The organism is Olleya sp. R77988 (assembly GCF_044594215.1).
Taxonomy (GTDB): domain Bacteria; phylum Bacteroidota; class Bacteroidia; order Flavobacteriales; family Flavobacteriaceae; genus Olleya.
Genome location: NZ_CP138988.1, coordinates 1,321,698 through 1,335,229, shown reverse-complemented (window position 1 = coordinate 1,335,229; position 13,532 = coordinate 1,321,698). Strand labels below are relative to the sequence as shown.

At 32.7% G+C, this 13,532-nt stretch carries 7 protein-coding genes; all 7 read right to left on the bottom strand.

Features of this window, described 5'->3' with window-relative positions; all coding sequences use genetic code 11:
* Window positions 1-7 precede the first annotated feature (7 nt).
* Window positions 8-1,426, bottom strand: a complete 1,419-nt coding sequence (locus SJY17_RS05955; RefSeq protein WP_397364578.1) for a BNR-4 repeat-containing protein — start codon at window positions 1,424-1,426, stop codon at window positions 8-10.
* The gene (locus tag SJY17_RS05950; RefSeq protein WP_397364577.1) at window positions 1,426-4,908 is read right to left on the bottom strand and encodes a glycosyl hydrolase; all 3,483 of its coding nucleotides are present in this window, start codon (window positions 4,906-4,908) and stop codon (window positions 1,426-1,428) included. Before SJY17_RS05950 ends, SJY17_RS05955 begins: the two co-directional genes overlap by 1 nt.
* Window positions 4,908-7,208 carry an alginate lyase family protein gene (locus SJY17_RS05945; RefSeq protein WP_397364576.1) on the bottom strand — a complete coding sequence of 767 codons (2,301 nt, stop codon included), beginning with the start codon at window positions 7,206-7,208 and terminating at the stop codon, window positions 4,908-4,910. The genes SJY17_RS05950 and SJY17_RS05945 overlap by 1 nt, the downstream gene beginning before the upstream one ends.
* Window positions 7,209-7,425: 217 nt before the next feature.
* Window positions 7,426-10,131: a glycoside hydrolase family 2 TIM barrel-domain containing protein gene (locus SJY17_RS05940; RefSeq protein ID WP_397364575.1), complete on the bottom strand. Its 2,706-nt coding sequence runs from the start codon at window positions 10,129-10,131 to the stop codon at window positions 7,426-7,428.
* A gap of 26 nt (window positions 10,132-10,157) precedes the next feature.
* Window positions 10,158-10,460 (bottom strand): hypothetical protein, encoded by a 303-nt coding sequence (locus tag SJY17_RS05935; RefSeq protein ID WP_397364574.1) that lies wholly within the window; start codon window positions 10,458-10,460, stop codon window positions 10,158-10,160.
* Between the two features lie 80 nt (window positions 10,461-10,540).
* Window positions 10,541-11,989, bottom strand: a complete 1,449-nt coding sequence (locus SJY17_RS05930; protein ID WP_397364573.1) for a sulfatase — start codon at window positions 11,987-11,989, stop codon at window positions 10,541-10,543.
* A gap of 31 nt (window positions 11,990-12,020) precedes the next feature.
* On the bottom strand, window positions 12,021-13,508 hold the full coding sequence (locus tag SJY17_RS05925; protein WP_397364572.1) for a sulfatase: 1,488 nt from the start codon (window positions 13,506-13,508) through the stop codon (window positions 12,021-12,023).
* Between the last annotated feature and the right edge of the window lie 24 nt (window positions 13,509-13,532).

Sequence of the window (13,532 nt, the reverse complement as noted above, 5' to 3'; positions counted from 1 at the left end):
ATACGCTTTAATTCTTTAAAACTTGAGCTTCTTTTATAGACCGCTTAATAGGTCCATTATCACCCAACAAATACATTTTTCTATAATCTGAACCTTCTTCTTTTTCTCCTACAATAATTCTTGCATCTGGATGTGGATTATCTATAAGACTAGATATGACAAAACCAGAATTTTCTCTTTGTAAAAAAACTTGTGATTTTTTAAAAGTGTCACCACCATCAAAACTATCCCATCTACTAACTTCTCCTACATCATTTTTGGTTTCACTTTCTAAATAGATACTAACTTCTGTGAACGATTTCACCTCTAAATCACCATTTCCTCTAGGAAGATTAGTATTATTGCTTTGCAACCACTCATTTCCATTCCACCTAAAATGTTGTAGGCGTTTTGGCCCACTTCTTCTTGCTCCAATATCTGGACCAACCAACATACATACCTGTGGATTTCCATTTGGGTCTACATCAGCAATCCCTTGAAACGTCCAATCATTAGGTATTTTCTTTACCAACGTTTTTTCGTCTGCCATTTCTTTGGTTAAAGGCATTTCTAATGGTTCATTTTTAACATTTTTCCATTGTTCTGTTTTGGTATCAAAAACCATATAATACACATTATGTCTTTCTGGTATGTGTCCTCGTGCATCTTGAGAGTTGTTATTATCTCTACAAATATGATAGTCGAAAGCCACAATTATATCATCTCTATTACCTTTGCTAACCCAAGGATACCAAGAGTCTTCGGCTTCAATATTTGTTCTTCGTTTGTGTTTTAAAAAGGAAACTGGCACTCCAAAAGTTACACCATTATCTGTTGATTTCTGGTAGACCCAATCGCTTCTGTGTGCTCCATGACGATAAAATAGATATATATCTCCATTTTCCATTTTTACAAACTGACTGTAAGTACCAAACAATGAAACGTTATCCAGCGTTTCCCATGCAGAAATATCTAAAGGTTTTTTAGAAACCGCATGCAGGTTTTTTCCGTAACTATAATTCCCTAAAGGATTTTCGCCATGTTTACGCATGCCTCCATGACCTCCAAAAGCAATATGGATATAGTCTGCATCATCAATAAGCAATGCAGGTTTACCGTGATTATCGATTTTCTTTTTACGATTTGGGTCTTTTCCCATTTCGCTTACACCTGCTTTATATGGTCCTTTCCATTCTTTTGTTGTATGATTATATGAAGCCACATAAGGGTCTTCAAGAGGACCTTGATACGCAACATAAGTGATACCTTTGTGATAGACTCCTGCTGGATGTTGCACAATAGCAACTGTATTTCCAAAGCCATTATCTGCAAAATAATCTACAATTGCATCTTTACTTTCTTCTTTTGAAGTTACTTTTTTATTGGACTGACATCCAAATGTCAAAAAGCAAAAACATAACTTGAAAACTAGTCCTTTTTTAATCATTATTTTATCGGTATTATTTTAGAAACCCTTAGTTTAACAGGACCTAAAAGACCTGAGGTTAATAATTCATCATTTTTATCCCAATGTTTCCAAGATGAGAATGTGGTTCGTTTTGATAGTCGTTTTGTGTTCGTTAACAACCAATCTGGCAACTTTTTAAGTTTATTTCCTTTTCGCTCAAAATCTAGAGAAAAGCTTTCATCACCAATTAGTCTGTTTGGCCAAAGGTTAGTCACTTTTACTTCTAATGTATTTTTACCATTCACAACAAAATCATCAATATATATTCTGAGAGGTGCTTTCCATAAAGTCGCAACGTTTTTACCATTCACAAAAACTTCTGCAATTACAGAAACGCTTCCTAAATCTAACTCTAAACTGTTGTCAGTTTGTAATATCTCATCAGACAAAACAAATTCTTTTGTATAAGTTGCTGTTCCAGAAAAGTGTTGAATGTTTTTGTTTTTATGATTTGACCAAGAAATTAAATTATTAAATGTTTCGCTTATATTTTTATTTGAGTTTAAAGGAAAATTAACCTGCCAAGAACTTGATAAATCAATAGGTTCTGGAATTGAGTTTACTTCCAGCGTTTTTGTTTCTCCAGATACATTTGTGAATGTAAATTTACCTGTATTTGGTGTTATCCATTTGATAATATCATCAGTATAAACCAACTTCGGTTTTGATATGTCTTTTGATAGCTTTAAAACTTGCTCTTTAGGAATAAACATGGTGCGTTTTTCACCATCAGTTTTATAGGTAATTTTTAAGGTAGTTTTATTTCCTTCTGGCATCTGATTATTTATTAATTTATCAGAAATCAAAATATCAAATTTATTGTTTGAAACTAATTCCTTAATTTTATCAGTAACATCATAGGTTTTATAATTTTCAGGAATGCCTTTTGTTTCTGTTTTAAACTTGCCGAAAACCGCTTTTAACACCTTTAAAGTTTTACCTTCAGCATCAATATTTATATGCTCACGTTCTTCTGCATAAATTTGATGAATAGATTCTCCTATTTGGTATTCCATTCTAAACTCTTTCTTATAACCCATTGCAGGATCACAATCGCAAAATGCTCTAGACATTATAAAGTCTAATTTGCCATCTTTTATATCACTATTTACTTTATCTGTAATATCAACTAAGCCTTTTTGCAGAAACGTTCCGTATTCTGCTTTTACAATTTCTAAGTTAGAAATCGGTTCCGATTTTGGTTGTTCCAATTCCATTTTAACCGATGTTAAATGGTTTGCTTTTATAGGCTTTTTAAAAACCATAAAAATCGATTCTTCCATAGCTAATTGCAAAGGAATTGTTGTTGTTCCACCTGCATTTTCTTTGAAGACCACCACATCTTTTATTTCACCTGTTTCCGAATTCCAAATTTCGGGTTGTTTTCCTGAAACTCTAAAACGCGCTACAATATCTCTTGCTTCTTTTCTAGCATTGGCGATAAAATAAATATCTGCATCATCAGTTTTTCTATGGATGAAACTTAGATTTGTTTTATCTGTACTTTCTAGGTTAAAATCTGGTGTTTGATTCCTTAAAACTGCTTCAATTGAACTCTCATTAATCAAACCTTTTCCCCATAATTCATCTACATAACTTTTAACAACTTCATCATTATTTGGATAATCAGTTAAACTTGGTGATTGTGATGGTTTTTTTCCAATGACGATTGCACCACCATTAACCAATTCTTTTACTTTTTCTAAGGTTTCTGGTTTTATAAAATCAGATTCTGGCAAAACCAAAATCTTATACATGTTTCCAACAGACGAGTAAATTATTCCGTTTTTAACAGTTAAGTCTTTCAATTTATTGGCACCAACCAAATCATAATCAAAACCCATTTGTTTAATTTCAGGTTTTAAAAATGCGGTATTTGGTGATGATTCTCCTGTAAAGACTAACACATCTGCTACGTTTTCACCTTGTTGCAATAAGAATTGAGAACGCCCAATATAATCCAAAAACTCTTTTCCTTGACTCCACCAAGTATTATTTCTATTAAAATCAAATCCGTGATAACTTAATGCCAAACCAGGTGCCACATCCCAAGGTTGATGTACATAAGAATGAAAAATAAAACGTGTAATTCCTTGTGCCCAAGCTTGATCTCCAATTGATTTTATGTTTGCTGGATGTTTGTCCCAACCACCAATTCCAGTAAATGCTTCTGCACCAACAATAGCACTTCCGTTTAAATGTGCAATAGAAGATACAAATTTTGCTGAATCAAAAAACGGATATCCTCCACTCCAAAATTCACACATTACAATGTCTCCTGTTGCACCTACTTGCATATTATCAAAAGGTCCCCAATATGGTTCTACTGAAAATTTCAAGTTGTTTTTATGGCATAACTCTGCGAAATGTGCATAATAATTTTCTGCGATTAAATCGCCAATAGTTCTTCTAAAATCCCATAAAAAGAGTTCTGAAATTTCGCCACTTTCTACATAATAGCCTGCTAAGGTTGGTAAATATGAGGTTATATCGTAGCCTCTTAAATCTTTAAACTGATTTTCAAAACCAGATGTCCAATTGGTAGTTTCTACTTCGTAGCTATCAATTAAACAATTGTTGACAGTGGTTCCTATTAAATCTCCTAACTTATCAATAATAGGCTGCACTCCGCCTTTCCAATAAGCATCAACAGCTATTTTGCTCATTTTATCCACTTCTAATCCTCTACCTCCTTCAGGTGCAGGTCGATTTTGAGTTCCAATTGGTGTGTGTCCAAATCTTAAGACAACCCATTCTCCTTTTGGAACATTCCATTCTAAAAAACCTTTACTAGAGACCTTATCTGATAAATCGATTACGGTTTCTTTTGAAACAACTGAGGTTTCTGAAACGTTTTTAATATCTGGTAATAGATGATTTCGAATGCGTTCTGATAACATTTTATAATCTAATCCATCAATTTTTTTAGTTGTTTTTGGTTTTGGAAATGCCAAAACCGCAATGTCTTTGTAATAGTCAAATTTAGTCTCAGGTTTTGGTAATTTTGCTTTGTAATGTTGATTTCCTTGAACAATAACTTCACTAAAAACCACAGTTTGCATCGCATTTTCTTCCATTACCCAAGGTCCACCACTAGAAGACCAACCTGCACTATTATGAAATGCCAATTCTAAATCTAAGCGCTTCGCTTCTTCCGCAGAAAATTTAAATATGTCTAACCATTCTTCACTTAAATATTTTACGGGACCTTTTGGAAATCCTAAATGCACATTAAACAATTGTGCTTCTTGAATGCCAACGGATTTCATGGCTTCCAAATCTTTTGTAATTCCAGATTTAGATACGTTTCCGCTAATCCAATGCCACCAAGTTCTTGCTTTTGCTTTGTTTGGTGGGTTTTTAAAACCGTCCTCTAAGATTACGGTTTGTGCTTCTTTTTCCGAAGATAAATTGCAACCCAAACTTAAAAACAGAACAACTAAAATGGCTAACTTTTTCATTAATAATTCTTTATATTAATTAGAGGATTTTCATACCATATTACACCTAAACCTTGGTTATTTTCTCCGTAGTTTTCTTCGCATGTTAACACATCTAAGTCTCCATCACCATCTAAATCAATTAATTCTACTCTATCGTATTTAATGCCTACTGGTCCACTAATGTTATGCCATTCCCATTCAGATTCTGTTGGGACGTCTTTATAAGACAACCAATAAACTCCTGACTTTCCTTCTTTTTTAAAAGTGTTTGACGTATGTACAATGTCTAATTTTCCATCATTGTTAATATCGCCAACTTTTACAGCTTTTGCCCTTCCTGTAATTTCAGGAATATCAATTGTAAAAGGTTTCCAGTTTAAACCTGTGTTGTCTAAACGTTTTAGAAATACAATGTTTTGGTTTGTATATTCGGTAACAATTGCATCTTCTAAGCCATCATTATCTAAATCTGCCAAATCCATAAACATCACTCTAGTATCTTCTGCTCCTAAAAAATGATTTTTCCAAGGTTTTTTCAACAACCTTAATTTTCCAGGATTTTCTAACCAGCGCACACCATTTAAATCGCCTTTATTTCTATCAGATACAACAATATCCAAGTCATTATCACCATCCATATCTCTTAAAATGATTGACATTATCCACGATGCTGAACTTATAGAATGGTATTTCCAATCTGATACATTTCTTGGATTTTTGGGTGCTTGAAACCACCCTATTTGAGCATTTTTATTTTTGGAACCTACGACTATATCTAATCCATTCTTCCCATCCATTTGTATAGGAATAGCAAACATCCATTGTGTTAACCCTTTTGATACAGGTATAACATCAGTTTTCCATTTAGATTTGTCTAAATAGTTATCTTTATTTGAAGGTGCCCAATTGATATATATTTTATTGTTTCTACCTTCAGTACTACTTATTACGTCTATAGTGCCATTATTATCCAAATCGGCAAAAACAGCGTCTTCTACATTAGGTGTTTTACCAACGATTACTGAGTACCATTTTTCTTTTGATTTTTCATATCCTGGATGCAAATATACTTTTGTAAACCCTCCTTCTTCCCAACCTGTAGTAATATCTAATAAACCATCATTATTAACATCTTCGAGTCTTACGCCATCTGCACCACTTAACGTGTTATCTATAGTATGTCTTTTCCAAAAAAAGTCGCTTTTGACTTTCTTTTTTGATTCATTTTTTTTTTGGTTTACCTGATGTATTATTTCATCAAAAGCATCTTCTTTAAAAAGTTTTTGAGCCTTTTTTAAATCTGAAATCAACTTTTCTACAGAAGGTTTTTTATCTTTAATTTGTTTGTATTGCCATTCTTTTTCATTCATTATATAAGGTAACATGTATTCATAACCTTTTTTTATACTTCTGCCATCTTTAGATTCCATTCCCCAAAGATTTACACCAACTTTTTGCCCTAAACGTGCTAATTCTAAAAACCCATGTAAATTCATTACTGAATAGGAAAATGATTTTGTTCTTTTCAATTCTAAAGGCTGACTTCCATCTGGCATTATTTGACTAAAAATTCTTGCTTTTGTTGTAGTGGAAAGATAATTTTCAACTTCTTCCGTTTTATTTAAGTAAACTAAAATGCTTAATAATTGCACGTCATAATGTGTACCGTGATTATTCTTTCTGGTGGATTCTTCCATTCCAAGTTTACTGTTTTGCAACCAATTAGCGTATTCAGACAACCAATTAAACATACCTACTTCTGTTTTTTTATTAAGTAAGTTCCTATCTTTAGCTAATTCTAAAAATTTTATAACCTCTATTAGGCCATCAAATTCAATAATGCCAAAACATCGTCCGTCATTTTTACCAGGTATAGATTGTCCGTAATTTAGATGAGGATTCATCATAGTTTCAGGGTTCAAGAACCATACGTTGATTAATTCCAAGGCTCTTTTACCATAGTTCAAGTTGTTATTTAAATAATAGGCATTTTTCAGATCTTTAATGGCACTTATAAAATTTTTATTCTCAACAAAATCGGTATAATTGTTTCTTGCCTCAGGGTTTATTTCACCATCTTTTCTAATGTATGGTAAACCATCATCAGTATTTGGATTTGGCCACCAATAAGGACCTATACTTATATAATCATGTTTGTCTTTGCTTGGTGGCATGCCAGTTTTATTCACTACTGAAAACATCTCACTATCTAATAATTTATCAGCACGATTTATGAGTTCATTATAGGCTATAACAGCTTTTTTATCATGACTTTTAAGAAGAGACTTTTCAGCCTCCAATTCCTGATATTCTATCACGCCAATTCTCTCATTCTTTTTTTTTGTACAAGCGCAACTATAGATACTTAACAAAAGTAAAAGCACTAAAGTTTTACAAACAAATATTTTAATTTTTATAGTTTTCATTCGTTTAATTGTTTTTTTATTCATCTTTATTACAACTAAACTTAAATAGCAAAACATTCAACACTAATAAAACCCCAATTACATATACAACTGTCATCATATTTTTAATTTAATCTATAAATAACTCATCGATAAAAGGAGCGCTTTTACCAGTAGTTTCTAATTTAATACTATTTGCTCCTGCTTTTAATCTGATAATAGCTGGTACAAACTTCCAAGATTTTTCCCAACCTCCAGTTGGTTTAAATTCTAATGTTCTTATATATTCATCATTAACAATTAATTTCATTGGATGTAATTTCCCTGTATTGTTGTGCATATACCTGAAACGAATACTGTAATCTCCTGCTTCACCATCGTTTTCTTGATAAAATTCTACAGAACCTTCTTTACTTTTAAAATCTACAAAACCAGTTCCTTTAAAACGTCTCGCTTTTCTACTTGCTGTTGCACTTCCTTTTAAAACACCTTCTTCAGCAGAAATATTTACACCTCTTCCAATCCACATATCTTTTGAATGCTTGTCTCCCCAAAACAAGCCTTCATTTTCACCAAAAGTTTCAGTCATTTTTAAAACAACCTTATCATTTTGTTTAACTACGGCTTTTACGGTTGTGTTATCTGAAATTTCAAAAGCACTTCTATAAACTGTACCGTTTATTTCAGGATTGTCGCCATTAGTGGTATATAAAATTTCTAAATCTTTGAAAGTTGAATTTCCTAAAACCTTTAACTGCTCTGTATCAATCGTAATTATATTTGACGTATACAATGCTTTATCACCCAAAATTGCACCTGCAATTATGGATGCTTTTTTTGCATTGGGTTGTTCTCTTAAAAACAATCTCGTTTTACCAAAAAACAAGGCTCTAAAATCTGATTTTGTTCTGCTTGTAGGATCAATAGGATTTCCATTTTCCATAGAAATCTTATTCACATCACCTTGAATGTTATAGTAGATTTTATTTTCGCCATAAGGATACAAATTGTCGTTTGCATCTAAACTTTCTGAAGTGATGATATAAGAAGCTTCAAAATTATCTTCTGCATCTAATTTTTGAATACTAGTTTTTAATTTTGATGGTTGCTTGCTTGTGCTAAATGATGTTCTTTTTACTACTTTTCCATCAATAAAAGCCACTGCTTCTAATTTCCCTTCTTCATAAGGCACCATCCATTCGCATTGCATTTGGTTCCAAACGGTTCCTGGTTTATCTTTTCCTAATGATTTTCCGTTTAAAAACAGTTCTATTTCATCTGCATTAGAATAGACCCAAACTGGAATTACAGTTCCTTTTTTCATTCTTGGATGCGACCAATGAGGCAACATATGAATCATTGGTTCTGTTGTCCATTGACTTTGATAGAAATAAAATAAATCTTTTTTGAAACCAGCCACATCCAAAGCTCCACCCATAAATAAATTAAAAGGCAAACCTCCATGTACCAAACCTGCTTCTCCATAATAATCGAAACCTGTCCAACGAAAGTGTCCACTATGCCAAGGATGATCTCGCATAACTTCCCAATATTTTCTTGCAGACACTCTTACTGTTGCATTATCATAAGATGAATTGAAACTTTGCTTTCTATTTCTCCAATTTTTAGGATTGATGCCTTCGTAGAAGAAAACCTCTTTTTCTGTTAAATTTGGCAAATCATAAGTGCCTGGTAATTCGTTATCTCGCCACCAAGTCTGGGTTCTGTAATAGCCTCTAGTTTGCCAAGTGTGTGGTGCTTCTGTAGAAATAAATGGCTTGTCAAATGATCTGCTTTCTATAAACGATTTTGTTTCTGAACCTCCATTTACACCAGTAATATCCATATCTTCTGGGTTTCCAGCTCCAGAGGTAAATAATCGTGTTGGATCTAAATTTTTACCAAGTTTCACCATTTCTGATGCAATTGGGCTATGGGTTTCGTTTCCTAAACTCCACACAAATATACTTGGATGATTTCTGTCTCTAGTAATCCATTCTGTTACATCACGTTTCCACCATTCATCAAATGCTTGTTTTCCATAATCTTGTGGTGCTTTTTTGTGCCAACCATCAAAAATTTCATCCATAACCAGTAAACCAATTTCATCACAGATATCATAAAACATTGGTGGAGTTGGATTGTGTGAAGGACGAATAGCATTGATTCCCATGTCTTTTAAACTTTGTAATTTCCAACGTAACATAGCTTTTGTCCAAGCACCTCCAACAGGACCTCCTTCCCAATGTTCGCAAACGCCTTTTAGTTTTATGTTTTCTCCATTCAACCAGAAACCTGTTTTGGTTTCCCATTTAACAGTTTTGAAACCAAAAGTGGTTTCTATTTCATCAATAACTTTCTTACCATCTAAAATTTGAGTTACTGCTTTGTAAACATTGGGCGTTTCTGGACTCCATAATTTTGGGTTTTTAACCTCTAATTCAACATTTGGAGTTGTTGTTTTTAACTTTTTACAATTTTTACTGAGTTGTTTTCCTAAAGGAGAGAAAAGTTGCACATCATATTTCAATCCTTTTTTAAGTTTTGTGATTTCTGCATCAATAGTAACTCTTGCTTTTACATCAGTAATTAAAGGTGTTTTTATAAAAATACTGTTAGGTTTAAAATGTGTTGGATGTACCTCTATTAATTTTACTTGGGCATAAATTCCACAAGGATGATACCAACGTGCAGAAGGTTCTAAACTATTGTCCACTCTAACAGCAATGGTGTTTTTTCCTTCTTTTAAATATTTTGAAATATCATATCTAAAACTGATATAACCATATGGTCTTTTACCTAAATAATTACCATTTACCCAAACTTCGCTGTTCATATACACTCCATCAAAATTGATGTAGGTTATTTTTGAAAGGCTTTCTTTTTTTTATTGAATTGTTTTCTGTACCAACCAATTCCTCCATCATGATAACCACCACCTTGACCTTGATCTCCTCCTTTTCTAACGCCTTTTTCAAAAGACCAATCATGAGGAACGTTTAAGTTTTTCCATAATGAATCATTAAAATTTTCTTTAGAATAATCTGAATGATCTTCTAGTATAAACTGCCAATCATTATTGAAATTGGTTACCGTACGCTGAGCATAACCAAGACCAAAGCATAAACTTAAACATAGAATTAGAAAGGACTTTTTTATATTCATTAAGCTGATTTAATCGTGTAAACCAAACTTAATTTTAAAAATCCTGAATATAATCCTGTGGTGTCATGCTTTAACGTGCCTTATTTTCTGGGCTGATCATTTTGTAAAAACGGTTTATCTCTTGGAAATTGATCTTCTAAAAGTTGTCGCATTCTGTCTTCTACTTTTTTGTATTTCTGTTGCCCTGAAAGGTTTATGTAAGACAACAAACTGCTTTTGTGCTCGTAGAGTTCTACTCCTAAAATTTCGTGCGTGTTAGAATTACGCCATTCTGTATATCGCCATTCTCCATCTGTAGTGGTAACACCCATTATCTTTTTCCCTCTTGCATATACACTATAAGCAGCAGCATCCCATTTTGTTTTTGGATTTTTTAGTACAGGTAATATACTCTTTCCATCAGATACAGGTGCTGATTTTAAATCACAGATTTCCACAAGCGTTTGAAATATATCTACATTTTCTACCAAAGCATCAGACGTTTTATTTGTAACCCGATTTTTACATGCTGTTTCTCTACTAATAATTAAAGGCACTCTTGCGTCTATTTCCATATTAGATTGCTTACACCAAGAGGCATACTCTCCAATTTTATAACCATGATCGCTCATAAAAATAATTAAGGTATTTTTTCTTAAGTCTAAATCTTCTAATGTCTCCATTACTTTACCTACTTGAGCATCAATGTAACTCACACTTGCATGATAGCCATGAATAAGGTCTCGTGTTAAATCATCGTTTAAATCTCCCTCTTTTGGAATATTTGAATAACCTTTTAATTCGCCCCATTTCGCTAAAGCTAGTCTATACCTATCTTTAGGCTTGTCTCTTAACGGAATTTTAAAATCGTTCTTATCATATAAATCCCAATATTTTTTTGGTGCATTATATGGTAAATGTGGTTTACTTAAACCCACAATCATTACAAATTTATCGTCCTTAACTTTATGTAAGGTCTCTATAGCATAATTAGCTGCGCGTCCGTCTTTATAACCTTCATCTGGCACATCAGCATTTTCAAAAGCAGGTCCTTTTAATGGTTTAACACCTTCTTCTTTTAGACGTTTCATTAATGTTATATTTTCGGGCTTTAAATACGTATTTTTTTCTTTTTCAAAATAAGTAGACCATACGTTTTTATCATCTCTACCATGATGATATACCTTACCTATGCTAATGGTTTTGTATCCGTTTTTATTAAACAACTGTGGTAAAGATACCACCTCTTTATGTACTTTTCTCAATGGTGTAAAAATGCTATAAATGCCTAAAGTTTCTGGACGTAAACCTGTCAACGTACTCATTCTTGAAGGTGCACAAATGGCTTGCTGTACATAAGCTTTATTAAACATTACACCATTTTTCGCTAATTCATCGATATGAGGTGTTATTGCAGTTTCACTGCCATAGCAACCTAATTCTGCTCTTAAATCATCTATATAAAAAACGAGAACATTGGGTTGGCTGTTTTGTGTGCTACAGCTTAAAAAACAAAAAGCAGTAAAAAGTAATCCTATAACTTTATTCATTATGTTATATTTTATTGTTTTATTGATTTAATTATAATGGCTTTGGTGATTGTACCAAACCTTTTCCATCCTTCCAACTCCACCAATTTATAGCTCTTCGTTTATCATCAAACTTATAATTCCATTTTTCCATATAATACGCTCTAGGTCTTACTTCATCACCAATTTTTTTAAGTTGTAGTTGTAATTTTACATCTAATTCTTTTTGAAGTACTGCAAATTCAGGATTTCCTAACAAATTATTTTGTTGATATGGATCTTTTATATTGTCATAAAACATGCTTGGTCCATCTGGAGTTATTGCATACGTATATTGCTTTGTTCTGATTCCTCTGTAAGGTGAATCTTTGAAATTAGCACCAAAAGGAGCAACATTCATTACTAAAGCAGCTCTATCTACATTTGGATCTGGATTTTTAATTAATTCTGCTAGGTTTTCGCCTTCAATATCTTTTGGAATATTAATATTAGTTAAGCCTAACAACGATGGTAAAATATCTGGAGTTGTTATAGGTGCATGTACTATTTTTTCTTTATTAGTCTCTATTTCTGGGTATCTAATTAAAAAAGGAACTCTTATAGATTCATCCCATGCTAACTGTTTTACAAAAGGCTTTACGCCATGTGCTCCCATCATTTCTCCATGATCTGAAGAGAAAACAATTATCGTGTTTTCTAATAAATTCAATGCTTTTATTTTGTCTAATACATCTCCTATTGCCTTGTCTGTTGCAGTAGCATGTGCATAATAGCCTTGTAATTCTTTTCGAGCTCTTTCTTTAAAATTCTCTGAAATATTAGGGTTTAAAGTTAAAGATTCTGGTGGATACATATCCTTATATTTCTTAGGTGCACTTCCATGCGGATAATGTGGAGTTGCAATTGAAATTACTGCCAAAAAAGGCTTTTTATCTTTAGCATGTTGTTCTAAATAACTATTTACATCTTCAGTAATTGCAAATGGCGAGTACTTTTTCCAATGCTTTAATTCTTGATTTTCACTATCGTAATAAGGCATTTTTGTGTAGTTATGAGAGCACTCTAAAGCTCTCCAAAAATCAAAACCTTGTCTTCTTTCTTTAGGTATATAAGTAGATCTTCCATGACCATCTAAATGCCATTTTCCCCAATACGCAGTACTATAACCTTCAGCTTTAAAAATTTCAGCCATCGTTAATTCTTCAGAAGGAAAATAAAGATCGTTTAAAAACATGCCTGTTGTGGTTGGAAATTTTCCTGTTAATAAAGCTGCTCTATGAGGTGTGCAAACAGGTGTAACTGAAACTGCATTTGTGAAATTCACTGCTTCCTTTGCAAAAGCATCTAAATTTGGAGTCTTTACATCTGGATTACCAGCATAACCTAAAGCTGATCTTCGCCATTGATCTGTAAGAATATAAACTATGTTTGGTTTTTGAGCAGATTCGGCTTCATCTATTGTTTCTTCACTTTTTGCTTTATTCGATTTGCAACTTATAAATAAAACAAAACTTAAAATGAGTACTAAAATTCTTTTCATAATTCAACTTAAAACGGATGATAC